This is a genomic window from Bradyrhizobium betae (assembly GCF_050632175.1).
GTDB lineage: Bacteria > Pseudomonadota > Alphaproteobacteria > Rhizobiales > Xanthobacteraceae > Bradyrhizobium > Bradyrhizobium betae_B.
The window spans coordinates 6899154-6924676 of record NZ_CP192576.1 but is presented as its reverse complement, the minus strand read 5'-3'; the positions used below and the strand labels follow the sequence as shown (position 1 = coordinate 6924676).

At 64.7% G+C, this 25523-nt stretch carries 21 protein-coding genes, 1 tRNA gene and 3 pseudogenes; 15 read left to right on the top strand and 10 right to left on the bottom strand.

The annotated features are described in order from the left end of the window. Position 1: 1 nt before the first annotated feature. From ACQ86E_RS33305 to ACQ86E_RS33260, 10 genes and pseudogenes are all read right to left on the bottom strand, one after another. Entirely contained in the window at positions 2-3214 is a 3213-nt protein-coding gene (locus ACQ86E_RS33305) for an efflux RND transporter permease subunit (protein ID WP_431203545.1), read from the bottom strand. Continuing rightward, positions 3207-4184 carry a divalent metal ion exporter adaptor subunit IhpB gene (ihpB, locus tag ACQ86E_RS33300; RefSeq protein ID WP_431203544.1) on the bottom strand — a complete coding sequence of 326 codons (978 nt, stop codon included), beginning with the start codon at positions 4182-4184 and terminating at the stop codon, positions 3207-3209. The genes ACQ86E_RS33305 and ihpB overlap by 8 nt, the downstream gene beginning before the upstream one ends. Next, positions 4181-5455, bottom strand: a complete 1275-nt coding sequence (gene ihpA, locus ACQ86E_RS33295) for a divalent metal ion exporter subunit IhpA (RefSeq protein ID WP_431203543.1) — start codon at positions 5453-5455, stop codon at positions 4181-4183. The genes ihpB and ihpA overlap by 4 nt, the downstream gene beginning before the upstream one ends. A 55-nt stretch (positions 5456-5510) precedes the next feature. Then, positions 5511-5876, bottom strand: a complete 366-nt coding sequence (locus tag ACQ86E_RS33290) for a hypothetical protein (protein WP_431203542.1) — start codon at positions 5874-5876, stop codon at positions 5511-5513. A 232-nt stretch (positions 5877-6108) separates the two neighbouring features. Beyond that, a pseudogene (pepT, locus tag ACQ86E_RS33285) lies at positions 6109-7358 on the bottom strand (peptidase T). A 119-nt stretch (positions 7359-7477) separates the two neighbouring features. Continuing rightward, a complete protein-coding gene (locus tag ACQ86E_RS33280; RefSeq protein WP_431203541.1) occupies positions 7478-7837 on the bottom strand; it encodes an HU family DNA-binding protein in 360 nt (119 codons plus the stop codon). Between the two features lie 186 nt (positions 7838-8023). Continuing rightward, positions 8024-8100, bottom strand: a tRNA-Asp gene (locus ACQ86E_RS33275). Positions 8101-8258: 158 nt separating this feature from the next. Continuing rightward, positions 8259-8462 (bottom strand): hypothetical protein, encoded by a 204-nt coding sequence (locus ACQ86E_RS33270; protein ID WP_431203540.1) that lies wholly within the window; start codon positions 8460-8462, stop codon positions 8259-8261. A gap of 152 nt (positions 8463-8614) precedes the next feature. Beyond that, positions 8615-9909 (bottom strand): annotated as a pseudogene (locus ACQ86E_RS33265) (spinster family MFS transporter). 62 nt (positions 9910-9971) lie between these two features. Further along, positions 9972-11162: a Rieske 2Fe-2S domain-containing protein gene (locus ACQ86E_RS33260; RefSeq protein ID WP_431203539.1), complete on the bottom strand. Its 1191-nt coding sequence runs from the start codon at positions 11160-11162 to the stop codon at positions 9972-9974. Positions 11163-11340: 178 nt separating this feature from the next. On the opposite strand from ACQ86E_RS33260, the gene ACQ86E_RS33255 reads away from it, so the two are divergent. From ACQ86E_RS33255 to nuoK, 15 genes and pseudogenes are all read left to right on the top strand, one after another. After that, positions 11341-11856 (top strand): MarR family winged helix-turn-helix transcriptional regulator, encoded by a 516-nt coding sequence (locus tag ACQ86E_RS33255; protein ID WP_431203538.1) that lies wholly within the window; start codon positions 11341-11343, stop codon positions 11854-11856. A gap of 211 nt (positions 11857-12067) precedes the next feature. Then, positions 12068-14321: pseudogene (locus tag ACQ86E_RS33250) on the top strand (TonB-dependent siderophore receptor). A gap of 688 nt (positions 14322-15009) precedes the next feature. Further along, a complete protein-coding gene (locus ACQ86E_RS33245) occupies positions 15010-15375 on the top strand; it encodes an NADH-quinone oxidoreductase subunit A (protein ID WP_007603535.1) in 366 nt (121 codons plus the stop codon). Beyond that, positions 15372-15953 carry a NuoB/complex I 20 kDa subunit family protein gene (locus ACQ86E_RS33240; protein WP_371090238.1) on the top strand — a complete coding sequence of 194 codons (582 nt, stop codon included), beginning with the start codon at positions 15372-15374 and terminating at the stop codon, positions 15951-15953. Before ACQ86E_RS33245 ends, ACQ86E_RS33240 begins: the two co-directional genes overlap by 4 nt. A gap of 11 nt (positions 15954-15964) precedes the next feature. Continuing rightward, positions 15965-16579 carry an NADH-quinone oxidoreductase subunit C gene (locus ACQ86E_RS33235; protein ID WP_431203537.1) on the top strand — a complete coding sequence of 205 codons (615 nt, stop codon included), beginning with the start codon at positions 15965-15967 and terminating at the stop codon, positions 16577-16579. Positions 16580-16581: 2 nt separating this feature from the next. Further along, positions 16582-17778 carry an NADH-quinone oxidoreductase subunit D gene (locus ACQ86E_RS33230; RefSeq protein ID WP_431203536.1) on the top strand — a complete coding sequence of 399 codons (1197 nt, stop codon included), beginning with the start codon at positions 16582-16584 and terminating at the stop codon, positions 17776-17778. Beyond that, positions 17778-18743: an FkbM family methyltransferase gene (locus ACQ86E_RS33225; RefSeq protein WP_431206630.1), complete on the top strand. Its 966-nt coding sequence runs from the start codon at positions 17778-17780 to the stop codon at positions 18741-18743. Before ACQ86E_RS33230 ends, ACQ86E_RS33225 begins: the two co-directional genes overlap by 1 nt. A gap of 11 nt (positions 18744-18754) precedes the next feature. Further along, on the top strand, positions 18755-19366 hold the full coding sequence (gene nuoE / locus ACQ86E_RS33220; RefSeq protein ID WP_431203535.1) for an NADH-quinone oxidoreductase subunit NuoE: 612 nt from the start codon (positions 18755-18757) through the stop codon (positions 19364-19366). Further along, positions 19366-19566 carry a hypothetical protein gene (locus ACQ86E_RS33215; RefSeq protein ID WP_015685764.1) on the top strand — a complete coding sequence of 67 codons (201 nt, stop codon included), beginning with the start codon at positions 19366-19368 and terminating at the stop codon, positions 19564-19566. Before nuoE ends, ACQ86E_RS33215 begins: the two co-directional genes overlap by 1 nt. A gap of 15 nt (positions 19567-19581) precedes the next feature. Continuing rightward, positions 19582-20907 (top strand): NADH-quinone oxidoreductase subunit NuoF, encoded by a 1326-nt coding sequence (gene nuoF, locus ACQ86E_RS33210; RefSeq protein ID WP_431203534.1) that lies wholly within the window; start codon positions 19582-19584, stop codon positions 20905-20907. Positions 20908-20912: 5 nt separating this feature from the next. Further along, on the top strand, positions 20913-22988 hold the full coding sequence (nuoG, locus tag ACQ86E_RS33205) for an NADH-quinone oxidoreductase subunit NuoG (RefSeq protein WP_431203533.1): 2076 nt from the start codon (positions 20913-20915) through the stop codon (positions 22986-22988). A gap of 4 nt (positions 22989-22992) precedes the next feature. Continuing rightward, the gene (gene nuoH, locus ACQ86E_RS33200) at positions 22993-24060 is read left to right on the top strand and encodes an NADH-quinone oxidoreductase subunit NuoH (RefSeq protein ID WP_431203532.1); all 1068 of its coding nucleotides are present in this window, start codon (positions 22993-22995) and stop codon (positions 24058-24060) included. A 14-nt stretch (positions 24061-24074) separates the two neighbouring features. Beyond that, a complete protein-coding gene (nuoI, locus tag ACQ86E_RS33195) occupies positions 24075-24563 on the top strand; it encodes an NADH-quinone oxidoreductase subunit NuoI (RefSeq protein WP_026232873.1) in 489 nt (162 codons plus the stop codon). 9 nt (positions 24564-24572) lie between these two features. Further along, positions 24573-25211 carry an NADH-quinone oxidoreductase subunit J gene (locus tag ACQ86E_RS33190; RefSeq protein WP_431203531.1) on the top strand — a complete coding sequence of 213 codons (639 nt, stop codon included), beginning with the start codon at positions 24573-24575 and terminating at the stop codon, positions 25209-25211. Then, the gene (gene nuoK, locus ACQ86E_RS33185) at positions 25208-25516 is read left to right on the top strand and encodes an NADH-quinone oxidoreductase subunit NuoK (protein WP_211376695.1); all 309 of its coding nucleotides are present in this window, start codon (positions 25208-25210) and stop codon (positions 25514-25516) included. The genes ACQ86E_RS33190 and nuoK overlap by 4 nt, the downstream gene beginning before the upstream one ends. Positions 25517-25523: the final 7 nt, after the last annotated feature.

The following is a 25523-nucleotide window of genomic DNA, read 5'->3' as shown; positions in this document are numbered from 1 at the left end:
GCTAGCGCTCCCCGGATGCGGCCAAATCAGGCGCCATTGTAGGCGTTTCGCGCGTGACGTCACGGCGGAACAGCAAATAGAGCGCCGGCAGCACCAGCAGCGTCAGCACGGTCGAGGAGATGATGCCGCCGATCACCACGGTCGCCAGCGGCCGCTGCACCTCGGCGCCGGCACCGGTCGCGAGCGCCATCGGTACGAATCCGAGGGATGCCACCAGCGCCGTCATCAGCACCGGACGCAGCCGCGTCAGCGCGCCTTCGCGCACGGCCTCGGCGATCGGCCGCCCCTCGCTGCGCAGCCGCTCGATGAAGGCGATGATCACGAGGCCGTTGAGCACGGCGACGCCCGACAGTGCGATGAAGCCGACGCCGGCGCTGATCGACAGCGGAATCCCGCGCAGCAGCAGCGCCGCGACGCCGCCGGTCAGCGCCAGCGGCACGCCGGAGAACACCAGCGCCGCATCGGCTGCGGATCCCATGCCCATGAACAGCAGCAGGAACACCAGCAGCAGCGCCACCGGGACGACGATCGTCAGCCGCTTGGTCGCGGAGACCAGTTGCTCGAATTGTCCGCCCCAGCCGATCCAGTAGCCCGGCGGCAGCTTGACCTTCTCCGCGACGGCCACTTCAGCCTCGGTGACGAAAGAGCCGAGATCGCGCGCGCGGACGTTTGCGGTGACGACGATCCGCCGCTTGCCGTTCTCGCGGCTGATCTGGTTTGGCCCGGGCGTCGCATCGACGGTTGCGACCGACGACAGCGGCACGTAGCGCATCTGGGCGAGGGGAGGGCCCGATAGCGCCGTCCGGATCGGCGCGCCGGCATCCTCGCCCGGTGGCAACGGAATCGGGATCGCCCTGATCGCGTCGAGATCGCCGCGCAGGCGTTCCGGCAGCCGCACCACGATGTCGAAGCGGCGGTCGCCCTCGAACAGCTTGCCGGCCGATTTGCCACCGATGGCCATCTCGACGATGCCCTGCACCTCGCTGATGCTGAGGCCGTAGCGGGCCAGCGCCTGGCGGTCGAGGCGCACGGTCAGGATCGGGAGCCCTGCAACCTGCTCGATCTTGACGTCGCTGGCGCCGCGGATGCCACGGATCGCGGCCTCGACCTGTTTTGCGGCACCTTGCAGGATGTCGAGGTCGTCGCCGAACACTTTGATGCCGACATCGCTGCGCACGCCGGAAATCAGCTCGTTGACGCGGAACTGCACCGGCTGGGAGATTTCATAGGCGCTGCCGGGAATGTCATCGGCGGCCTTGTCGATGGCTTCGATCACGGCCGATTTTGGCTTGCTGGGGTCGGGCCATTCGGCCCGCGGCTTCAGCATCACGTAGCCGTCGCTCTGTGCCGGCGACATCGGATCGGTCGCGACCTCCGCGGTGCCAATGCGGGTGAAGAACTCCTTTACCTCCGGGATCTGCGTGATGCGCTTTTCCAGCGCCTTTTGCAGATCCAGCGACTGGGTGAGACTGGTGCCGGGAATCCGGATCGATGCCAGCGCGACGTCGCCTTCGTCCAGGCTCGGGATGAACTCGCCGCCCATGCGGGAGGCGGCAATGCCGCTCGCGATCACGATGATCGCGGCCATGATGGCGACCGCGCCGCGATGGTCGATGGCGAAGCGGAGCAGGGGCAGATAGGCGCGCTTCGCACCGCGCATGAACAGGTTCTCGTGCTCGGAGATCTTGCCGGTGACGAAGATGGCGACGGCCGCCGGCACGAAAGTGATGGAGAACAGGGCGGCGGCGCCGAGAGCCATCAGCACTGTCAGCGCCATCGGCGTGAACATCTTGCCCTCGGCGCCGGTCAGCGTCAGCACGGGCAAATAGACCACCGCGATGATCAGCGTTCCGAACAGGCTCGGCTTGATGACCTCGCTCGACCCGCGCAGGATCGTGTGCAGTCGCTCGGACGTCGTGAGCAGACCGCCTTTCTCGCGCTGGGCCACGGCCAGCATGCGCAGGCAATTCTCGACGATGATCACGGCACCATCGACGATGATGCCGAAGTCGATCGCGCCAAGGCTCATCAGGTTGGCGCTGACTTTTGTCTCGACCATGCCGGTGATGGTCATGGCCATGGACAGGGGGATCACACAGGCGGTGACGAGCGCGGCGCGGATATTGCCGAGGATCAGGAACAGCACGGCCACGACCAGCGCTGCGCCCTCCAGCAGATTGTTCTCGACGGTGCGGACGGTGGCCTCGACCAGATGGGTGCGGTCGTAGACGGTTCGCGTCACGACGCCGTCTGGCAGTGATTTGGCGATCTCTTCGAGGCGCGCTGCGACGCGCCGCGCCACCGTGCGGCTGTTCTCGCCGATCAGCAGCATGGCGGTGCCGAGCACGGTTTCCTCGCCGTCGCGGGTTGCCGCACCTGTGCGCAGGTCGCGGCCTTCGGTGACGGTTGCGACATCCCTGATCCGGACGGGATTGCCGCCGCGCGAGCCGATCACGATGTCCTGGATCTCGCTCATATTGCCGACCTGGCCCGGCGAGCGAACCAGATATTGCTCGCCGTTGCGCTCGATATAGCCGGCGCCGACATTGGCGTTGTTGGCGGCGAGCGCCGTCATGACGTCGCGAAAGCCGAGCCGGTAAGCCATCAGCTTGCCGGGGTCGGGCAGCACGTGGAATTGCCGCTCGAAGCCGCCGATGGTGTTGACCTCGATCACGCCGGGCACGTCGCGCAGCTGCGGCTTGATGATCCAGTCCTGCACGGTGCGCAGATCCGTGAGCGAGTAGTCGTGGCCGCCTTGCGTCTTCGCACCCGCCCTGGCCTCGACGGTGTACATGAAGATCTCGCCGAGCCCGGTCGAGACCGGCCCCATCGCGACCTCGACGCCGGCCGGCAGCTGGTCTTTCACCTGCTGAATGCGTTCGCCCACAAGCTGGCGGGCGAAAAAGATGTCGGTGCCGTCCTCGAACACGACCGTCACCTGGCTGAGACCGTAGCGCGACAGCGAGCGCGTGTAGTCGAGCTTTGGCAGGCCGCCCATCGCGGTCTCGATCGGGAAGGTGATGCGCTGCTCGGTCTCCAGCGGAGAGTAACCGGGCGCACGGGTGTTGATCTGGACCTGGACGTTGGTGATATCGGGCACGGCGTCGATCGGCAGACGCTGGAAATTCCAGGTCCCGAACGCGACGGCACCGAGCGCGAGCAGAAGGACGAGCCAGCGCTGTTGCAGCGAGACGGCGATGAGACGCTCAATCATGCTCTGCCTCGCCCTTGCCCATCTCCGCCTTCACGACAAAGCTGTTTTCAGCGACGTAATGCTCGCCGGCCGACAGGCCGGCCTTGATCTCGACATGGCGAGGATCGGAATCGCCCAACTCCACCGGGCGCGCCTCGATCTTGTCGCCGTCCTCGCGCACGAACACGATGGTGCGGCCCTCCAGCGTCTGGATCGCGCTTTTGCGTACCGCGACCGCGACGTTGCGCGCGGCGAGGATCAGCCGCGCCGTGACGAACAGGCCGGGGCGGAGCCTGCCATCAGGATTTGGCAGCACCACGCGGGCCAGCGCAGTCTGGGTCTCGCTGCTGCCGATCGGCGCGATATAGGAGATCGTGCCCTTGATCTCGCCGCGCCCGTCGTCGGGATCTATCAGCACCTCGTCGTTGAGGCGCACGCGCCGGAGGTCCTGCCGGTAGATCGACAGGTCGACCCAGATGGTGGAGAGATCGGCGACGACGAAGGCCGGCTTCTGCTCCGAAACATATTCGCCCAGCGAGATCTGCCGCTCGATGATGGTGCCGGCGATCGGCGCCTTCAGCTCGTAGACGGTGAGGCTCTGGTTGCTCTCGATGGTGGCGAGCAGGTCGTCCTTGCCGACCTTGTCGCCGATGCGCTTCTGGATCGATTTGACGACGCCCGGAAAGCGCGGCGTGACCTGCACGACGGCCTCCTGGTTGGCGCGCAAGATGCCGTTGAAGGAGAGCGTATCCGTCAACGTGGCGCTCGCGGCCTCCGCCAGCGTCACGCCGGCAGCCGCGAGCTTGACGTCGGAGATGCGGATTCGGTCGGCGCCGTGCTCGTCCTGTTCGATATGGTCGTTCGGCTTCTCGTGCTTCTTGTCCGCGGCCTGTTCTGCTGGTGCGACCCCGGCGGGCGCGATCAAGGAATAGCCGTAAGCGCCGAGCGCGGCGGCGACGACGACCGCGAGGATGGTTGGGGCTGTCTTCATCGTGCGCGTTCCCGAGCCAGCGTAAAGGGATTGCCGACGAGGCCTTCGATGATCGCAACCCCGGCATGGAAGTTTTGCAGCGCTTCCTGCTCGCGCAGCCGCGCTTGCGACACGCTCGCCTGGGCGTCGAGTACTTCGAGCAGGCTGAAGCGGCCCTGGCCGTAGCCCTGCGAGATCGCTTCCGCCGCCTCGGTCGCTTTCGGGATCGCGGTCTCGCGCAGCACCGCGAGTTCGCGCAGCGAGCCCTGCAGCGAGTCGTAGGCCCGGCCGGCGATGACGATCAGCGTGTTGCGGTTGGCTTCGCGCTCGGCCCTGGTCTTGGCGAGGCTTTCCTGTGCGGAGAGGATGTTGCCCTGGTTCCGGTCGAATACGGGGATCGGCACCGAGACGGAGAGCCGCACCGCATCGTCATTGGTCTCGTTGAAATGGCGCCAGCCGGCGGCGATGCGGACGTCGGGATAAGGCCTCAGCCGCGCCAGCAGCAGCTCGGCATTGCGCTGCGCGTACACCGCGGTCCAGCGCACCAGTTGCGGATTGGCATCGATGGCCGCGACCACCGACTGGAACGTCGGCGGCTTCGCCATCGTGTCGAGCCGGCCGGAAACCTCGCCGAACTTTGCGGCGGGATCGCCCATCAGCACCGCAAGCTCGCGCCGGGCGCTGGCCAGCGTCGCCTTGAATCGCTCGCGATCCGCCTTGACCAGGGCAGAGGCGACTTCGGCGCGACCGGTCTCGGCCGGCGAGGAGGCGCCGGCCTCGACGCGGCGGCGCAAGAGCGGCGTCAGCTTGTCGATCGCGGTGATCTGCTCGTCGAGGATCTGGATGCGCCGCTGCGCGCCGAGCACGCCGAGGAAGGCGATCGCCGTCTCCGACAGCACCTCCAGCCTGACAGCCTTGCGCTGGATGGCGGCGACCTCGATGCCGGCGGCGCCCGCAGCGATCCGCGCGTCGCGCTTGCCGAACAGCTCGAAGGCCTGGCTGATCTGGAGCGTGGTCTCGGCCGATCGGGTGCCGCGATAGTTGCCCGAGCCGAGGGAATTGTCCTGTTCATAGGACAGTTCGGGATTGAGGAGCGCGCCGGCCTGGATGCGCTGGCCTGTCGCGATGCCGACATCGCGTTCCGCCGCCGTCAGGCGCGGACTGGCGGCCAGCGCGCGCGACAGCGCGGCGCGCATCGTCAGCGTCTGGGCGTAAGTGGGCTGTGTCAGCGAGGAGCCAACGAGAATCGCCATCGCGCACGCGAGGCGCGCAGCAGTCCGTCTGCAAGACATGAAGGTGACCTGTGAACAATAGCATCGGGGGCGCGCGGACGCCCGGCTGATCAGTTCAGGTCAGATGTTTGGGAGGCGGGAAGTCGGTATCGGGCGCAATGCCGTTCAGGGCAGGCTCGCGCTGCGCGATCGGTGCAGCGACGATATCGGCCGCCGCTCCGGACTGCAGCGGCTGTGTTACGGCAATCGAGAAGCAGCCATGGCAGTGGTGGCCGCCGGGCGCCTTGTGATCGCCATGGCCGTTGGCGCCGTCGTCGAGGATCGAGGTGATCTCCGAGCCGCCCGAGGGGCTGGTGACATCGATGTCGTGTGCGCCGTGAAGCACGCCCGACAGCAGATACACGACCGCGACGAACATGGCCACGAGCCCGCGCCAGTTGCGCAGGTTCCAAAAGCTGATGCGGCGGCCGATCGAAATCACTGTTGTCTCGGGTTCCTGATCCGCTTGCGGTAGCATGGCGGCCGGAACAGTGTCGACCCGCAATAGTGTTACGTGTGGGGAACTCGATGTCGCACAGCAAGACGCGAAAAGGCCCCAGCCCGGGGCTGACCGGCTGAGGCCTTCTGTGCTCACAATTCTGATCCTTGGGACTTGAAGCGGCAACGTGCCTCGCACCGGATCGTTCCGGGAGGCCCGCGACCATTTTGCGCTGCTACGCGTTTTCCTCCCAGATCATCGCAAGGTGCACGATCGTCTGCACCGCCTTCTCCATGTCCTGACGGCTGACCCATTCCAGACGCGAGTGGAACGCATGCTCGCCGGCGAAGATGTTGGGGCAGGGCAGGCCCATGAAGGACAGGCGCGAGCCGTCGGTGCCGCCGCGGATCGCGGTGCGCATCGGGCGCAGGCCGGCGCGGCGGATCGCCTCGATGGCGTATTCGAGGATGTGCGGGTGACGGTCGATCACCTGCTTCATGTTGCGGTACTGCTCCTTCACCTCGAATTTGTAGGTCGAGCGCGGATAGTCCTTCATCACGTCCTTGACGATGTTTTCGAGCAGGACTTCCTTTTGCTTCAGCCCTTCCTCGGTGAAGTCGCGCACGATGAACGAGAGCGTTGCCTGTTCCAGCGCGCCGTCGATGCCGATCGGATGCAGGAAGCCCTGCTTGCCCGAGGTCGTCTCGGGCGAGCAGCCTTCCTTCGGCAGCCGCTCGACGATGGCCGCCGCGATCTTGATCGCATGCTCCATCTTGCCCTTGGCGTAGCCGGGATGGGCGCTGACGCCGGTGATGGTGATGGTGGCGCCGTCGGCCGAGAACGTCTCGTCCTCGACGCTGCCGGCGCTCTCGCCGTCCATGGTGTAGCCGAAATCGGCGCCCAGCTTCTTGATGTCGACATTGTCGACGCCGCGGCCGATCTCCTCGTCGGGCGTGAACAGGATCTTGATGGTGCCGTGCTTCACATCGGGGTTGTTGATGAAGAAATGCGCGGCATCCATGATCTCGGCGACGCCGGCTTTGTTGTCGGCGCCCAAGAGCGTGGTGCCGTCGGTGGTGATGATGTCGTTGCCGATCTGGTTCTTCAGCGCCGGATGCTCGGCGAAGCGGATCACCTGGCTGGGATCGCCCGGCAGCGTGATGTCGCCGCCGCGATAGTTCTTCACCATCTGCGGCTTGACGTCCTTGCCGGTGACGTCGGGCGAGGTGTCCATGTGCGAGCAGAAGCAGATCACCGGCACCTTCTTGGTCGTGTTGGCCGGGATCGTTCCATAGACATAGCCGTAATCGTCGAGATGGGCGTCCGCGACGCCGATGTCCCTGAGCTCGGTGACGAGCACGCGGCCGAGATCCTTCTGCTTCTCGGTCGAGGGCGAACTGGGGATTCCGGATCGGACTGGGTGTCGATGGTGACGTAGCGCAGGAAGCGCTCGGTCACGGTATGCGTGAAGGTGAGGGAGGACATGTCTGGTCAAACCGCCGGGTCTTGGGGAAGCAGGGCTTGGGGAAGCAGGCGGTATAGCAGAAAAGCGGGCCGCGTTGCGGCCGGAACGGCGCGGATCAGGCTTAACGAAAGCTTGCCGCTCAGATCGCCTCTTTCAGTTCCTTGACCGGGCGGAAGGTGACCTTCTTGCTGGCCTTGATGTGGATGGCTTCGCCAGTGGCCGGATTGCGGCCGGTGCGGGCGGCGCGCCTGCGGACCTGGAGGATGCCGAGGCCCACGATGCGGACGCGATCGCCCTTCTTCAGGTGCTTGGTGATCAGCTCGACCATGTCGGTCAGGACGGCCTCGGCGCGCTTCTTCGAGAGCTCCTGGCTGTCCGCAATGTCGGCGGCGAGGTGCTTGAGCGTGATGGTGGCGGGAGCGGCTGGCTTTTTCGCCGAATCCTTCTTGGCCGAATCCTTTTTAGCCAAATCCTTTTTAGCCAAATCCTTTTTAGCCATGTCTGGCCTCCTCAATGACGGGGAAGCCCCGGAAAAGCCGGGAAAGCGGGGGGATCCCTCTGGTCCTCGAAGGCGTAGACGATTCGGGCGCCGGCTGACTACGTCGCCGGTTCGGAGATGCGGCGTCGCAACGGATGCGACGGGCGTCGAGAAACCAAAGCTAAGACTATGAAGGGATTGCCAAAATGGCGCGAGAGACGGGGCTCGAACCCGCGACCTCCGGCGTGACAGGCCGGCGCTCTAACCAACTGAGCTACTCCCGCGTGGTTCGCTCAAAGCGCGCGGAACGAGGGGGGACTTAAAGGCGGGGCTTAGTGAAGTCAAGGACGTTGCGCTTGGCCCGTGCCCCTCGGCTAAGTATTGCTTTGGAAAACAAAAGGCCGCCCGGAGGCGGCCATCGATCAGCCCGGAGCAGGGCGTGTCAGCGAATCTGGGACGTACCTGCGCTCGTCACCACCACCGGCTTGCCGGCCTTGATCACGTGGGTCGACTGGGCGGTCTGGCTGTAATCGGCGTTGGTCCGGGCTGCGATCCCGAAACCGGCAACCGCAATGCCGGCAACCAGCGCCACCACCACGATCTTCAGGTGGGTCGCACGATCAGCAGAGTGGATGGAGTGGTTCATCTGAGCCTCCCGACGGGCTTTGCCGCCGTCTATGGGCTCATGTCTTAAGGACCATCTGTTTCCGGATGGTTTCGCGGGTTCCGCAAAATGGTTTCATTTCTACACCGATCTACACCCGGTTGGTTTCGCCAGGCTTGCGGGCGGAATGGGCCTCAGGCGGCGGCCCGGCCGATATCGTCCCGGATGGTGCGGGCGGCCCAGACGAACAGCAGGGCGCCCAGAACGGTCGTGACCGCGGCAGAAAGCAGCGAATAGCGCACGGCGTCCGCGCCATAACTGCCCTTCAGGGCGTCGTTGACCACGCCGACGGCGAGCGGGCCGACGCCCTGTCCGAAACAAGTGGCGGTGAGCGCGATGAGGGCGGAGGCGAGCGCACGCATGCTCGGCCTGGCCACGGTCTGCGCGATCGCGAAGATCGGGCCGAGATGGAAGCCGACCAGGAACGAGGTCAGCGCCAGCATGGCGACCATCATCGTAAAGTCCTGCGTCAGCATGCACAGCGCGAACACCGGGCCGGCGAGCCCTGAGGTCATCGCAGGCGCCCACAGCTTCCAGCGGTCGTCGCGGCGGCTGATTTGCGCCACCACGAAGCCGCCAAACAGGGTGCCGGCCATGCCGGCGAGCCCCTTGAAGGTGCCGGCATAGGTGCCGATCTCGGCGCTCGACAGGTGGTGCACGCGGGCGAGGAACGGCGGGATCCAGGCCGCGGTCGCGTAATTGGTGTAGGTGGTGAGGCAGAAGCCGATCAGCACGATGAGGAAGCTCTTCTGCGAGGCCAGGAAGCGCAGCGTCGGCCCGAGCGGCTCGGGCACGAAGCTCTCCTGCATCGCACCGCGCTTCGGCTCGGAGATCGTCAGCCACAGGACAATTGCGAGCAGGATACCCGGCAGGCCCGCGACATAGAACGCCGATCGCCAGCCATAGTGCTGGTTGACATAGCCGCCGATGAAATAACCGAGGAAGACGCCGAGATAGGTGCCGATCGCGTAGATGCCGAGCGCGCGCGGGCGCTCGTTCTTGGTGAAGAGATCGGCCACGATCGACTGCGAGGCGGGGAGCCCGCGGATTCGCCGATGCCGACGCCGATGCGCGCCAGCGCCAGCGAGGTCACGCTCGAGGCGGCGCCGCACAGCGCCGTCATCGCGCTCCAGAACGCAAACGCCATGGCGACGATGTTGCGCCGGTTGAGCCGGTCGGCGACGCGCGCGATGGGGATGCCGAGCAGGGAATAGAACAGCGCGAAACCGAAGCCCGCGAGCAGGCCCATCATGGTGTCGCTGAGCTGAAACTCCTTCTTGATCGGCTCGATCAGGACGTTGAAGATCGTGCGGTCGAGAAAGTTCAGCGCGTAGATGATGGTGAGCAGGCCCAGCACGTAATAACGCCGCGCGGGGAGCTTTGCCGCGGCGGCCACCTGCACCGACACTTGTGACGTCACATCGACCATCGCATCCCCCCAATTTGTCTTTGTTGTCGTTGTCGGTCCAGCCCTTCGTGGAGCTGGGCAGCCTATCCTTCGCGGATGTAATTCCCCGCCTCGAATTCGACCGGCGGCGCGCTTGCGTCGAATGAGACGCCGATCGGGTCGCGATTTGCTTCCATCGCTTCCAGTTGCTCGCCCAGCATGCGCCGGATCATCAGGATGCCGCGGTCGCTTTGGCCGAAATGTTCCTCGGAGTGCACGGTCACGTCGCCCTGGCCGACCTGGGCCTCGTAATCGCCGGGGAATTGCTGGTGCTCGGCCTCCGTCATGTCCCACCAGAACTTGCCGTTGAATTTCGACCGCATCCGGCCGATGTCGCCTGAAGTCTTGACGCGGCCGGCGACATAGATGCGGAAGGACGTGTCGTCGATCGGCAGCGTCCAGCCGATCGACTCGACGCGGGCAAATTGCGCCACACGCGGATTGGGCACGACGCGCAGAGTGGGCAGCGCCGCTTCGGTGACGCGGTAGAACACCTTGCCGTCGTCCTGTTTCCGGATCGAGCGCACGGCGATGCCGCGCGGCGTCTTGTCGAACGTCACCTCCGGCATCGAGGCCATCATGTTGGTGAACTGCGGCCCCGAGAACGAGCCGTGCAGCACCGGCACGTGATAGGGATCGACCACGTTCTCGAAGTGCTGCAGCCAGTTGCAGGGGATGACCGCAGGGCCGCCGCCGCCGATCGAGGAATCGTCGGCCTCGACGAACTCGCCGTCGTCCATGTTTTCCAGGCACTCGTAGCGCGGCAGCACCGGGCGTTTCCCGGCCGGGCCCATATAGGCGAAAATCAGCCCGTAGCGCTCCTCGACCGGATACCAGGGCTGGCGCACCTTGTCCTTGAACGCACCGCCGTCGGGCTCGCAGGGCTGCTCCAGGCAGTGGCCCTCGGTGTCGAACTTCCAGCCGTGATAGCAGCAGCGGATGCCGTCCTCCTCGACCTTCCCATAGTAGAGCGTGGTGCCGCGATGGCAGCAGCGGGCGTGCAACAGGCCGACCCGGCCATGCCTGTCGCGGAACAGGATCAGATCCTCGCCGAGCGCACGCACCTTCTTCGGGGTGTCGTTGGCGTCGCTGACGAGTCCGACCGGATGCCAGTAGCGGCGCAGCAGCTCGCCCATCGGCGTGCCGCGCACGACCGAGGTGAGCTCGGTGCGCGTGGTCGCCGGCTTCATTGCATAGGCCGTGCCGAGATCGCGATCCCGCTGGGTCATCGTCATTCTGTTCCTCCCGTCAGGCCACGAGCCAGGCCCGGTCGTCTTGTTTGTTGACCCAATGAAAAATAATTCGATGACAATGTCAACGAATTTCAGGACACTTTTTAGTTGTATCTGGATGGTCGCACCTCCGCGGTCAACCGGGCTTGGCACGCCCCGGCTTTCTTGGCAGAGGTGGATCATGAGCAAGACACCGAGCAGGGACGGGCGCGCATCGCCCGACGCGGACGAAAGCCATTCGCCGGCGCCGATCACCGTGATGCTGTCGTCACGGCTGATGGTGCTCGCCAATCTGCTCAAGCGCGGCGCGATCCTGCGCTACAAGCGCCTCGCCGGATTGTCCTCGGTCGAGTTCGGCCTCGTCGCCTCGCTCGGCCGGCGGCCGCCGATGAGCGTGGCACGGCTCGCTGAAGCCGTCGGCCAGGACAAGGGACAGATCAGCCGGGCGCTGGCTGAGCTCGTCTCGCGCAAGCTGATCGCGAAATCGGCGAACCCGAAGGACAGCCGCGAGGTGCTGGTCTCGCTGACCCCGGCAGGGCTCGCCGCGCACGACGTGATCGTCGAAGGCGCGCAGGATCGCAATCGGCAATTGCTGGAACAGTTGAGCGCGCACGAGTTCGAGACGCTGCTGGCGCAGATCGATCGTCTCACGGCGACCGCCGAGAAGCTGCTCGAATCCGAAAAGCATTCGCGCTGATCTGCCGGCAATCTCCGGACATGTTGGATCGCTTCCAAGAGGTCTTCTAAGAGTCCTTCCAAGACTCGTTCCAAGACTGCTTCTAAGAACTTTTCAATTAGGCAATCTGCGCGCCCTCCCATAAGCGTCGCCGCAAGCGCTTGCCGTCGGGGGAACGAGGGCATGACGCACGCAGACAGACATCCTGGGGTGCGCGTTGAACAGTCTTTCTATGCTGCGGTCAGCCGTCTTGGCGACCGCGTCCGCTTTCGTGTTGGTGCCGCAGGCATCGCTGGCCCAATCGTCGACGCAGAGCGGCGCGCAAAATCTGCCGTCGGTCACCGTCACCGCGCCGGACGCGCGCCGCCGCGCAGCCTCGACCGCGCCGCGCCGTGCGCAGCGCACGGTGCAAAGCGCCAACAACAGCAAGCCGCAGCCGCAGCGCAATGTCGGCTTCGTCGAGACGCCGCGCGGTCCGGTGCACGGCTACGTCGCGAACCGCAGCTCGTCGGGTACGAAGACCAATACGCCGATCATGCAGACGCCGCAGTCGGTCTCGGTGATCGGCGCCGAGCAGATCCGCGACCAGAAGCCGACCAAGCTGGATGAGGCCCTGCGCTACACCGCAGGCGTTCGCGCCGGCACCTTCGGCGCCGATACGCGCAACGACTGGTGGCTGATCCGCGGCTTCAAATCCGACGACATCGGATTGTTCCTCGACGGCATGCAGCTGTTCTACACGGCCTATGCGAGCTGGCGGCTTCCGCCGTCCAACATGGAGCGGATCGAAGTGCTGCGCGGTCCGTCCGCCGTGCTCTATGGCGAGCTCGAGCCCGAGCGGCATCGTCAACGTCATCAGCAAGCTGCCGCCGGCCGAGCCGATCCGGTACATCGAGACCGGCGTCAACAATTTCGGCAACGCCTATGTCGGCTTCGATGTCGGCGGTCCCGTCGCCACGCAGCCTCAGGACGGCAAGCTGTTCTACCGCGTCGTCGGCGAGGTCAGGAATGGTGACACCCAGGTCAACTTCACGCCCGACAACAATTACTTCATCGCGCCGTCGTTCACCTGGAAGCCGGACGCCGATACGACCTTCACGGTCCTTGCCTCGGCGTCGAAGACCGACACCCGCGGCATCAACTTCCTGCCTTATCAGGGCACGGTGACCAGTGCGCCGTTCGGCAAGATCCCGACCAGCTTCTTCGCCGGCGATCCCGGTGTCGACAAGTTCACGCGCGAGCAGGAGATGCTCGGCTACCAGTTCGAGCGCAATCTCACCGACGATGTGACGTTCCGGCAGAATGCGCGGTTTGCCCATATCGACCTGACGTATCGCGGCTACGTCGGCAACGGCTGGGACAACATCAACACGGCCACGATGGGCCGCTACAATTGGTACGCCAAGGACACGGCCAATCAGGCCACCCTGGACAACCAGCTGGAGTATCGCTTCAACACGGGTCCGGTGAAGCACACCATGCTGTTCGGCGTCGACCTGAAGGGCTACCAGATCGACGACTACCAGGCCTTCAACTTCGGCACCGTTCCGTCGGTCAACGTCTTCAATCCCGTCTACGGCATCAACGTGCCGATCACGGGCGCGCCGTTCCGCAACTTCCAGATCACGCAGAAGCAGGCCGGCACCTATCTCCAGGACCAGATGAAGCTCGGCAATTTCACGCTGGTGCTGAGCGGCCGCAACGATTGGGTCGAGACCACGCAGGCTGCACGTGACACCGGCGCCACCGTCGGCCAGCGCGACGACAGCAAGTTCAGCGGGCGGGCAGGGCTGATCTACAATTTCGACAACGGCATTGCGCCCTATATTTCCTATGCGACCAGCTACAATCCGATCATCGGCCTCAATGCCGCGAACCAGCTGTTCCTGCCGGAGACCGGCCAGCAGGCCGAGATCGGCGTGAAGGTCGCGCCCAGGGGATTCGACGGCTACTTCACCGCGTCGCTGTTCGACCTGAAGCGCCAGAACGTGCCGTCCGCCGCGCCGGGCGCCATCGTTACGTTGCAGAACCAGACCGGCGAGGTCACCTCGCGCGGCATCGAGCTTGAAGCGGTGGCCAATGCCACGAAGGAACTGAAGCTGATCGGCGCGTTCACGGCCTACCATCTCTTCAACAGCAAGGATATCGATCCGTCGGTGATCGGCAAGGCACCGACCAACACGCCCGAGCTGCTGGTCTCGGGCTGGGCGGACTACACCTTCAGGGACGGACCGCTCGAAGGCTTCGGTTTCGGCGGCGGCGTCCGTTATGTCGGCTCCTCCTGGGCCGATGCCGTCAACACACTCGAGGTCCCCGCGGTCGTGCTCGGCGATCTCGCGGTCCACTACGAATGGCAGAACTGGCGCACGGCCATCAACGTGATCAATCTGACTGACAAGATCTATGTCGCGAGCTGCGCCTCGGAATCCTCGTGCTTCTACGGCGACCGCCGGCGCGTTACCGCCAGCGTCTCCTACAAATGGTAGGCGAGGCCATCGTGAGCTGACCGGCCACCGTTGGTCTTCCACCACGTGATCGATGAGCTCCCGGGCCAAGCCCCCGGCCCGAAGCTCATGCGAGCGCGGCGCGCGGCGCCGAAGCAAGGCGCAGCCGCCGCGCTCGCGGTCGATCCGCCCGGGGGCTGAGACATATCTGGCGGGACGATGCATTCGCCAGGCGAGCCCCGGCCCCGTCCTGGTGCATGGCTCGTCTGAGCGCTCGTGCCTGTGGATACGTGTCTTCGCTGCACCTATCCTGCTGGCGGCCGCGACCGTCATCAGTCTCTCAGCAGCACTGCTCCGGGGCAGGGGCGGCCACTATGTCGTCTGGGTGACAGTTGGGCCCCGGTGCGGGTCATCGCCGGCGTTTGGGTGCGCCGCCGCACGCGAGGAACCGGGTATTTTCCGCGGGCGATACGCAGCAAGGAGCCGTCTCGGTCCATGCGCCGCAATCTCGGGACTGCTGCCCTGCAAAACCGTGGCAACCCTTGCTGGGTTGGACGATCTGCTCCATACCAGCGCCGGGTGATTCCGGGGTTTCCACCGTTCTGGGGGCGGCAAAGGGCCTAAAAAGAGCGTGTCTTGCGCCCATTGGTGCACTGCGCTAAGGCTCAGAACAATTCCAAATTGGACGAATCCGTGGCTGTCCCGAGGCTGCGGGAAAAAGGGCTCGTCAATGAGCGGCATTCTGCAGAACTATCTTCCACTCGTTGTCTTCATAGGGGTCGCGGGTCTGATTGGCCTCGTGCTGCTGATTGCGCCCTTCATCGTGGCGTTCCAGCAGCCCGATCCGGAAAAGCTGTCGGCGTATGAGTGCGGTTTCAACGCCTTCGACGATGCCCGCATGAAGTTCGACGTCCGCTTCTACCTGGTCGCCATTCTCTTCATCATCTTCGACCTCGAGGTGGCGTTCCTGTTTCCCTGGGCCGTGGCGTTCGGCAAGCTCGGCGCGACCGGCTTCTGGTCCATGGTGGTGTTCCTCGGCGTACTGACGGTTGGGTTCGCCTACGAATGGAAGAAAGGCGCACTCGAATGGGATTGAATCCTGCACCATCGGCCGGTCCGGTCCTAGCGCCGGCCCCCAAGGGCATCCTGGATCCGTCGACCGGCAAGCCGGTCGGGGCCAATGATCCGTTCTTTCTCGAGGTCAATTCCGAGCTGTCCGACAAGGGCTTCTTCGTCGCCGCGACCGACGACCTCATCACCTGGGCGCGCACCGGCTCGCTGATGTGGATGACCTTCGGTCTCGCCTGCTGCGCGGTCGAGATGATGCAGGTGTCGATGCCGCGCTACGACGTCGAGCGCTTCGGCTTCGCACCGCGGGCCTCGCCGCGCCAGTCCGACGTGATGATCGTCGCGGGCACGCTGACCAACAAGATGGCGCCTGCGCTGCGCAAGGTCTACGACCAGATGCCGGAGCCGCGCTACGTCATCTCGATGGGCTCCTGCGCCAATGGCGGCGGCTACTATCACTATTCCTATTCGGTCGTGCGCGGCTGCGACCGCATCGTGCCGATCGACATCTACGTGCCGGGCTGCCCGCCCACGGCGGAAGCGCTGCTCTACGGGGTGCTGCTGCTGCAGAAGAAGATCCGGCGTACCGGCACCATCGAACGCTAAGGTTTAAGGTCATGGACGACGCCAAGCTCGACGCCCTGGGGCAGACGATCGTGAGCGCGCTTCCGGGCGCCGCCCTCGGTCATGTGGTCGCCTTCAACCAGCTCACGGTTGACGTCGAGGCCAGCAAGATCGTCGAGGTGGTCAAGTACCTCCGCGATGACCCGGGCTGCCGCTTCATCAACTTCACCGACATCACGGCGGTGGACTATCCGGATCGCGAGAAGCGCTTCGACGTGATCTATCATTTCCTGTCCCCGACGCTGAACACGCGGATCCGGCTCAGGGCCCATGCCGACGAAACCACCCAGGTGCCGTCGCTGATCGAGGTGTTTCCCGGCTCCGACTGGTTCGAGCGCGAGGCCTACGACCTCTATGGCGTGATCTTCGTCGGCCATCCCGACATGCGCCGCTTGCTCACCGACTACGGTTTCGAGGGCCATCCGCTGCGCAAGGATTTCCCGACCACCGGCTTCCTCGAGGTCCGCTACGACGACCAGGAGAAGCGGGTGGTGTACGAGCCCGTCAAGCTCAACCAGGAATTCCGCAAGTTCGACTTTTTGTCTCCGTGGGAAGGGGCCGATTATCCGGTTCTTCCGGGGGATGAAAAAGCGGGGCCGAAGGTCTGATCATGAACGAACAACCCGAAAACCTTCGCAACTTCACCATCAATTTCGGACCGCAGCATCCGGCGGCGCACGGCGTTCTGCGTCTGGTGCTGGAGCTCGACGGTGAAGTCGTCGCCCGCGTCGATCCCCATATCGGCCTGCTTCACCGCGGCACCGAGAAGCTGATCGAGCAGAAGACCTATCTGCAGGCGATCCCGTACTTCGACCGGCTCGACTACGTCGCGCCGATGAACCAGGAGCATGCCTTCTGTCTGGCGGCCGAAAAGCTGCTCGGCATCGAGGTGCCGCGCCGCGGCCAGCTGATCCGCGTGCTCTATTGCGAGATCGGCCGCATCCTCTCGCACCTGCTCAACGTCACCACGCAGGCGATGGACGTCGGCGCGCTGACCCCGCCGCTGTGGGGTTTCGAAGAGCGCGAGAAGCTGATGGTGTTCTACGAGCGCGCTTCGGGCAGCCGCATGCACGCAGCCTTCTTCCGCGTCGGCGGCGTGCATCAGGACCTGCCGCAGAAGCTGGTCGACGACATCGAGGCCTGGTGCGATCCGTTCCTGAAAGTGGTCGAGGACCTCGATCGCCTGCTCACCGCCAACCGCATCTTCAAGCAGCGCAACGTCGACATCGGCGTGGTGCCGCTGAAGGAAGCCTGGGAATGGGGTTTCTCGGGCGTGATGGTGCGCGGCTCGGGCGCGGCCTGGGATTTGCGCAAGTCGCAGCCCTATGAGTGCTACGCCGAGATGGATTTCGACATTCCGATCGGCAAGAACGGCGACTGTTACGACCGCTATCTGATCCGCATGGAAGAGATGCGCCAGTCCGTGCGCATCATGAAGCAGTGCCTTCAGAAGCTGAACGCGCCGGACGGGAAGGGCCCCGTCGTCGTCGCCGACAACAAGGTCGCGCCGCCGCGCCGTGGCGAGATGAAGCGCTCGATGGAAGCGCTGATCCACCACTTCAAGCTCTACACCGAAGGCGTTCACGTGCCGGCCGGCGAAGTCTACGCCGCGGTCGAGGCGCCCAAGGGCGAGTTCGGCGTCTATCTCGTCGCCGACGGCACCAACAAGCCCTACAAGTGCAAGATCCGCGCGCCGGGCTTTGCCCATCTGCAGGCGATGGATCACATCTGCCGCGGCCATCTGCTCGCCGACGTCTCCGCGATCCTCGGCTCGCTCGACATCGTGTTCGGAGAGGTCGATCGGTGATGGGGCAGCAGGCGCCAATCCAGTTCGACCGTGCCTCGGGGGCCCTGGAAGGGGCCAACCTGTGGGAGCGGACGGCTGCCTTGGCGCTGGTGACGGGATCGAAGATCTCGTCGCACTTCTCGCATATGGGCTACATCGCCTGCGCCAATTTGCTGCGGAAGACGCTGCCGGAGCGGAACATCGCGATCAGGCTCAATCCCGACGCCGTGTTCGAATTCCCCTATGGCGACGGCTACTGGAGCAAGCTGCTCAACCGCTCTTACAGCTACGAGGACGAGCTGGAGCTGCTGTTCGCGAACTCGATCGACGTCGACTACACGCTGCTCGATTGCGGCGCCAATTACGGCTACTGGTCGGTGCTGGTCTCGAGCAAGCCGTTCGGCGCGCACAAGGCGATCGCGATCGAGCCGTCGGGGCAGAACTATCCGAAGCTCGCCAACAACGCCCGCGTCAACGGCAACCGCTTCGAGACCATGAAATGCGCGATCGGCGCGGCCCGCGGCACCGCGCGGCTGTCCGGCACCAAGCACGAGGCCTTCAGCATCGCCGGCGGCGCGTCGGCCGGCGGCGAGGACGTGCCGGTCATCGCGCTCGACAATCTGATCGACGACGGCAAGGTCGCAGCCACCGGCAAATATCTGATCAAGCTCGACGTCGAAGGCGTCGAGATCGAGGCGATCAAGGGCGGCGCCCGGCTGCTCCAGGCCGACAGCGTCATCATGTGCGAAGAGCACGGCAGCGACCGCTCGCACGCGGTGTCGCGCTACATCCTCGAACAGACCCCGCTCAAGCTGATCGTGTTCGATCCGCGCACCAACCGGATGGAGACCGTGACCGAGCTGTCGATCCTCGATCGCATCAAGGTCTCGACCCACGTCGGCTACAACGTTTTCGGCACCGCAAGCGCATTCTGGCAGGACAGGATCAATGCCCTGAATGCGAATACCGCGCGCCGCATGCAGTGAGAGATTGAGAGATGTCCGTCCGCCGATTAGCACCGAAGGAAGTCCAGCCCGCGAGCTTTGCGTTCACGGACGAGAACCTCGCATTCGCCAAGCAGCAGATCGCCAAATATCCGGCAGGCAGGCAGGCCTCCGCCGTGATCGCGATCCTCTGGCGTGTCCAGGAACAGCACGAAGGCTGGGTGTCGGAAGCCGCGATCCGCGCCGTCGCCGACCTGCTCGACATGCCCTATATCCGCGTGCTCGAAGTCGCGACCTTCTACACGATGTTCCAGCTCGCTCCCGTCGGCAAGAAAGCCCACGTTCAGGTCTGCGGCACCACGCCGTGCCGCCTGCGCGGCGCCGAGGATTTGATCCACGTCTGCGAGCACCGCATCCATCACGAGCCCTTCCATCTGTCCAAGGACGGCAATTTCAGCTGGGAAGAGGTCGAGTGCCTCGGTGCCTGCGTGAACGCGCCGATGGTGCTGATCGGCAAGGACACCTATGAGGACCTGACCAAGGAAAGCTTTGGCAAGGTGCTCGACGGCTTCGCTTCGGGCAATCCGCCCAAGCCCGGCCCGCAGAACGGCCGCCAGTTCTCGGCACCTATGGGCGGACCGACCACGCTGAAGGAGAGCACCTGATGGGTGATCTCCCCGCCATTGGAGGGAACGAGGCCGTGAAGAAATGGGGCTTCGTCGCCATGCACGCCGCGGTCGCGGCCGCCTTCATGTTTCTGCTGCAGCGTTTCATCATGAACGCGACGCAGGAAACCAGTCTGCTCTGGGCGCTGATCTTCGCCGTCTGCGCCGCCGGACTTGCCTACAAGCAGTCCATTCGTTGATCGGAAAGCACTGATATGCTCGAGGACAAGGACCGCATCTTCAAGAACCTCTACGGCCTCCATGATTGGGGCCTCGAGGGCGCGCGGCGTCGCGGTGCCTGGGATGGCACCAAGAACATCATCGACAAGGGCCGCGACTGGATCATCAACGAGATGAAGGCGTCGGGCCTGCGCGGCCGTGGCGGCGCCGGCTTCCCGACCGGCCTGAAATGGTCGTTCATGCCGAAGGAATCGACCGACGGCCGGCCGAGCTATCTCGTCGTCAACGCCGACGAATCCGAGCCCGGCACCTGCAAGGATCGCGAGATCATGCGGCACGATCCGCATCTGCTGATCGAGGGCTGCCTGATCGCGAGCTGCGCCATGAATGCGCATGCCTGCTACATCTACGTCCGCGGCGAGTTCATCAGGGAGCGCGAGCATCTCCAGGCCGCAATCGACCAGGCCTATGAGGCCAAGCTGGTCGGCAAGGACAACGTCAACGGCTGGCCGTTCGACATCTACGTCGCGCACGGTGCCGGCGCCTATATCTGCGGCGAGGAAACCGCGCTGCTCGAAAGCCTCGAAGGCAAGAAGGGCCAGCCGCGGCTGAAGCCACCGTTCCCGGCGAACGTCGGCCTCTACGGCTGCCCGACCACCGTCAACAACGTCGAGTCCATCGCGGTCGCGCCGGATATCCTGCGCCGTGGCGCGGCCTGGTTCGCCGGCATCGGCCGTCCGAACAATGTCGGCACGAAACTGTTCTGCATCTCCGGCCATGTCGAACGGCCCTGCAATGTCGAAGAGGCCATGGGCATTCCGTTCCGTGAGCTGATCGAGAAGCATTGCGGCGGCATCCGCGGCGGCTGGGACAACCTCAAGGCCGTGATCCCCGGCGGCTCGTCGGTGCGCATGGTGCCGGCCGAGCAGATCATCGACACGCCGATGGATTTCGACAGCTTGAGCAAGCTGCGCTCGGGCCTCGGCACCGCCGCCGTGATCGTGATGGACAAGTCGACCGATCTGATCCGCGCCATCGCCCGCATCTCCTATTTCTACAAGCATGAGAGTTGCGGCCAGTGCACGCCGTGCCGCGAAGGCACCGGGTGGATGTGGCGCGTGCTCACCCGCATGGCCGACGGTCGCGCCCACAAGCGCGAGATTGACATGCTGCTTGAGGTCACCAAGCAGGTCGAAGGCCACACCATCTGTGCACTTGGCGACGCGGCGGCATGGCCGATCCAGGGCCTGATCGCGCATTTCCGTCACGAGATCGAAGCGCGCATCGACCAGTATTCGCATAAGGCCGACATCGACGATATCGGCGTCCGCGATCCCGTGAACATGGTCGCGGCGGAGTAAGAGACATGACCAAGCTCATCATCGACGGCAAAGAGATCGATGTCCCTGCCGAGTACACGCTGCTTCAGGCGTGCGAGGCGGCCGGCGCCGAGATTCCGCGCTTCTGCTATCACGAGCGGCTGTCGATCGCCGGCAATTGCCGGATGTGCCTCGTCGAAGTGAAGGGCGGCCCGAAGCCGGTCGCAAGCTGCGCCTGGGGCGTCCGCGACTGCCGTCCGGGCCCCAAGGGCGAGCCGCCGGAAATCTCGACGCGTTCGCCGATGGTGAAGAAGGCACGCGAAGGCGTGATGGAATTCCTTCTCATCAACCATCCGCTGGACTGCCCGATCTGCGACCAGGGCGGCGAGTGCGACCTGCAAGACCAGGCGATGGGCTATGGTGTCGACACCAGCCGCTTTGCCGAGAACAAGCGTGCGGTCGAGGACAAGTACCTCGGCGCGCTGGTCAAGACCTCGATGAATCGCTGCATCCAGTGCACGCGCTGCGTCCGCTTCTCGGCGGAAGTGGCCGGCGCGCCCGAAATGGGCGCCACCGGCCGCGGCGAGGACATGGAGATCACGACTTACCTCGAGCATGCGCTGACCTCGGAACTGCAAGGCAACCTCGTCGACATCTGCCCGGTCGGCGCGCTGACATCGAAACCTTATGCTTTCGCGGCGCGTCCATGGGAGCTCGGCAAGACCCAGTCGATCGACGTGATGGACGGGGTGGGATCGGCGATCCGCGTCGACACGCGCGGCCGTGAGGTGATGCGCGTGCTGCCGCGCATCAACGAGGCGGTGAACGAGGAGTGGATCTCCGACAAGACCCGCCACATTGTCGACGGCCTGCGCACCCAGCGGCTCGACCGGCCCTATATTCGCGAAGCCGGCAAGCTGCGCGCTGCGAGCTGGCCCGAGGCCTTTGCCGCGATTGCTGCGAAAGCGGCGCGCACCGACGGCAAGCGCATCGGCGCGATCGCGGGCGACCTCGCCGGCGTCGAGGAGATGTTTGCGCTGAAGGACCTGCTGTCCAAATACGGCTCGGCCAATCTGGCGGTGCAGGGCGGCGACGCTTTCGACCCCGCGCTTGGTCGCGGCTCCTACATCTTCAATCCGACGCTGGCAGGCGTCGAGCAGGCCGATGCGCTGCTCATCGTCGGCGCCAATCCGCGCAAGGAAGCGGCCGTGTTCAACGCCCGTATCCGCAAGCGCTGGCGCGCCGGCGGCTTCAAGGTCGGGGTGATCGGCGCCAAGGTCGACCTGACCTACGATTATGACCATCTTGGTGCGGGCACCGACACGCTCGGCGAGCTCGCGGCCGGCAAGCACTCCTTCATGGACGTGCTGAAGACCGCCAAGAATCCGATCATCCTGGTTGGCGCAGGCGCCGCCTCGCGTCACGACGGCGCCGCCATCCTGGCCGCCGCCGCCAAGCTCGCGCTCGACGTCGGCGCGCTCAAGGACGGCTGGAACGGCTTCGGCGTGCTGCACGAGAGCGCCTCGCGCGTCGGTGCGCTCGATATCGGTTTCTCCGCCACCTCGGGCGGCCTCAACGCGGCGCAGATGACGACGTTCGGCACGCTGGACCTCTTGTTCCTGCTCGGCGCCGACGAGATCAAGGCGCCGGACGGCACCTTCGTCGTCTATATCGGCACCCATGGTGATCGCGGAGCGCATCGCGCCGACGTGATCCTGCCGGCTGCGGCCTATACCGAGAAGTCCGCGATCTACGTCAACACCGAAGGCCGCGTGCAGATGACGGGACGTGCCGCATTCCCGCCGGGCGAAGCCCGCGAGGACTGGGCGATCGTCCGCGCGCTGTCGGAGGCGCTCGGCAAGAAGCTCGGCTACGACTCGCTTGCCGCGCTGCGCCAGGCGATCTTCAAGGCCGTGCCGCATCTGATCCGTCTCGACCAGATCGAGGCCGGCTCCGCCGACCAGATCAAGAAGCTGGCGGGGAAGGGCGGTTCGCCCGAGAAGGCGCCGTTCAAGCCTGTCATCGAGGACTTCTATTTGACCAACCCAATCGCGCGTGCGTCCGCCGTGATGGCGGAATGCTCGCGGCTTGCCTCCGGGCAGATGCTGACCGCAGCGGAGTGAGCTGATGGAATTCTTCGAAAGCGCATTCTGGACCGGCTTCCTCTGGCCGCTGATCATCATGATCGCGGAGAGCGTCCTGGTGCTCGTCGTCCTGCTGATCGCGATCGCCTACATCCTGCTCGCCGACCGCAAGATCTGGGCGGCGGTGCAAATCCGCCGCGGCCCGAACGTGGTCGGCCCCTGGGGCCTGCTGCAGTCCTTCGCGGACCTGCTCAAGTTCGTGCTGAAGGAGCCGATCATCCCGGCCGGCGCCAACAAGGGCGTCTTCCTGCTGGCCCCGCTGGTCTCATGCGTGCTCGCGCTCGCGGCCTGGGCGGTGATCCCGACTAATCTCGGCTGGGTGATCTCCGACATCAATGTCGGCATCCTCTTCATCTTCGCGATCTCGTCGCTGTCGATCTACGGCATCATCATGGCCGGCTGGTCGTCGAACTCGAAATACCCGTTCCTGGCCGCGCTGCGCTCGGCGGCGCAGATGGTGTCCTATGAAGTCTCGATCGGCTTCGTCATCATCACGGTGCTGCTCTGCGCCGGTACGCTGAACCTGTCGGCCGTGGTCGAAGCCCAGCATGTCCGCGGGCTCGCCAGCCTGATCGGTCTGCCGCAACTGACCATCCTGAACTGGTATGTGTGGCCGCTGTTCCCGATGTTCGTGATCTTCTACGTCTCGGCGCTGGCGGAAACCAACCGTCCGCCCTTCGACCTCGTCGAAGCGGAATCCGAGCTCGTCGCCGGCTTCATGGTCGAATACGGCTCGACGCCGTATCTGCTGTTCATGCTCGGCGAGTACGTCGCGATCGTCACGATGTGCGCGATGGCCACGATCCTGTTCCTCGGAGGCTGGCTGCCGCCGGTGGACCTGCCGCCCTTCAACTGGGTGCCCGGGATCATCTGGTTCTCGCTCAAAGTCTTCTTCATGTTCTTCCTGTTCGCGATGGCAAAGGCGATCGTGCCGCGCTACCGCTACGATCAACTGATGCGCCTCGGCTGGAAGGTGTTCCTGCCGCTGTCGCTGGCGATGGTGATCGTGGTGGCCGGCGTGCTGCATTTCGCCGACATCGCGCCGAAGTGAGGGCCGTCATGGGTATCAACATCAACGCCACTGCACGCTCGCTTCTGCTGTCGGAATTCGTCTCGGCGTTCTTCCTCGCCATGCGCTATTTCTTCCAGCCGAAGCCGACGCTGAACTATCCGTTCGAGAAGGGCCCGATCTCGCCGCGCTTCCGCGGCGAGCATGCGCTGCGCCGCTATCCCAACGGCGAAGAGCGCTGCATCGCCTGCAAGCTGTGCGAAGCGGTCTGCCCGGCGCAGGCCATCACCATCGAGGCCGGCCCGCGCCGCAACGACGGCACCCGCCGCACCGTGCGCTACGACATCGACATGGTGAAGTGCATCTATTGCGGCCTCTGCCAGGAAGCCTGTCCGGTCGATGCCATCGTCGAAGGTCCGAATTTCGAGTTCGCGACCGAGACCCGCGAGGAACTGTTCTATGACAAGGCCAAGCTGCTCGCCAATGGCGACCGCTGGGAACGCGAGATCGCAAAAGCGATCGAGCTCGACGCGCCGTACCGGTGAGATGAGAGCATGATCCTTCCCGCGCTGTTCTTCTATCTCTTCGCCGGCGTCTGCGTCGCCTCGGCGGTGATGGTGATTGTCTCGCGCAATCCCGTGCACTCCGTGCTGTACCTGATCCTGGCCTTCGTCAACGCCTCCGGCCTGTTCGTGCTGATGGGCGCCGAATTCCTCGCTATGATCCTGATCGTCGTCTATGTCGGCGCCGTCGCGGTGCTGTTCCTGTTCGTGATCATGATGCTCGATGTCGATTTCGTCGAGCTGCGCGAGGGCTTCATTCAGTATTTGCCGGTCGGCCTCGTCATCGGCGGCATCTTCCTGTTCGAACTGCTGCTGACCGTCGGAGCCTGGATCATCAACCCGACCGTGACCAAGACCATCACGGCGCCGATCCCGACCAACGTGTCGAACACCGAGGCGCTCGGCCTCGTGCTCTATACGAAGTACATCCACTACTTCCAGCTCTCGGGCATGGTACTGCTGGTCGCCATGATCGGCGCCATCGTGCTGACGCTGCGCCACAAGGCGAGCGTGAAGCGGCAGGACATCAACGTTCAGAACGCGCGCACGCCCGACATGGCGATGGCGATGCGCAAGGTGGCGCCGGGGCAGGGGCTCCAGGACAGCGACGCGGCGGAGTGGGTGAAATGACGATCGGGCTCGGACATTACCTGGCGGTCGCCGCGATCCTGTTCACGCTCGGGATCCTCGGCATCTTCCTGAACCGCAAGAACATCATCGTCATCCTGATGTCGATCGAGCTGATCCTGCTCGCGGTCAACATCAACCTCGTCGCGTTCTCGACCTTCCTCGGCGACATCGTCGGCCAGGTCTTTGCGCTTCTGGTCCTGACCGTCGCCGCTGCGGAAGCCGCGATCGGTCTCGCCATCCTGGTGGTCTATTTCCGCAACCGCGGCTCGATCGCGGTTGAGGACGTCAATCTGATGAAGGGCTGAACTCAGT

Bases quoted from the DNA above. Each gene is read 5' to 3' on its own strand.
- nuoG (WP_431203533.1), top strand. From the start codon at position 20,913: ATGACCAAGCTCATCATCGACGGCAAAGAGATCGATGTCCCTGCCGAG.
- nuoE (WP_431203535.1), top strand. From the start codon at position 18,755: ATGTCCGTCCGCCGATTAGCACCGAAGGAAGTCCAGCCCGCGAGCTTT.
- nuoK (WP_211376695.1), top strand. From the start codon at position 25,208: ATGACGATCGGGCTCGGACATTACCTGGCGGTCGCCGCGATCCTGTTC.
- ihpA (WP_431203543.1), bottom strand. From the start codon at position 5,455: ATGTCTTGCAGACGGACTGCTGCGCGCCTCGCGTGCGCGATGGCGATT.
- ACQ86E_RS33225 (WP_431206630.1), top strand. From the start codon at position 17,778: ATGGGGCAGCAGGCGCCAATCCAGTTCGACCGTGCCTCGGGGGCCCTG.
- nuoH (WP_431203532.1), top strand. From the start codon at position 22,993: ATGGAATTCTTCGAAAGCGCATTCTGGACCGGCTTCCTCTGGCCGCTG.
- ACQ86E_RS33305 (WP_431203545.1), bottom strand. From the start codon at position 3,214: ATGATTGAGCGTCTCATCGCCGTCTCGCTGCAACAGCGCTGGCTCGTC.
- ihpB (WP_431203544.1), bottom strand. From the start codon at position 4,184: ATGAAGACAGCCCCAACCATCCTCGCGGTCGTCGTCGCCGCCGCGCTC.
- nuoF (WP_431203534.1), top strand. From the start codon at position 19,582: ATGCTCGAGGACAAGGACCGCATCTTCAAGAACCTCTACGGCCTCCAT.
- ACQ86E_RS33270 (WP_431203540.1), bottom strand. From the start codon at position 8,462: ATGAACCACTCCATCCACTCTGCTGATCGTGCGACCCACCTGAAGATC.
- ACQ86E_RS33235 (WP_431203537.1), top strand. From the start codon at position 15,965: ATGGACGACGCCAAGCTCGACGCCCTGGGGCAGACGATCGTGAGCGCG.
- ACQ86E_RS33255 (WP_431203538.1), top strand. From the start codon at position 11,341: ATGAGCAAGACACCGAGCAGGGACGGGCGCGCATCGCCCGACGCGGAC.
- ACQ86E_RS33230 (WP_431203536.1), top strand. From the start codon at position 16,582: ATGAACGAACAACCCGAAAACCTTCGCAACTTCACCATCAATTTCGGA.
- ACQ86E_RS33260 (WP_431203539.1), bottom strand. From the start codon at position 11,162: ATGACGATGACCCAGCGGGATCGCGATCTCGGCACGGCCTATGCAATG.
- ACQ86E_RS33190 (WP_431203531.1), top strand. From the start codon at position 24,573: ATGATCCTTCCCGCGCTGTTCTTCTATCTCTTCGCCGGCGTCTGCGTC.
- ACQ86E_RS33280 (WP_431203541.1), bottom strand. From the start codon at position 7,837: ATGGCTAAAAAGGATTTGGCTAAAAAGGATTTGGCTAAAAAGGATTCG.
- ACQ86E_RS33245 (WP_007603535.1), top strand. From the start codon at position 15,010: ATGAGCGGCATTCTGCAGAACTATCTTCCACTCGTTGTCTTCATAGGG.
- ACQ86E_RS33215 (WP_015685764.1), top strand. From the start codon at position 19,366: ATGGGTGATCTCCCCGCCATTGGAGGGAACGAGGCCGTGAAGAAATGG.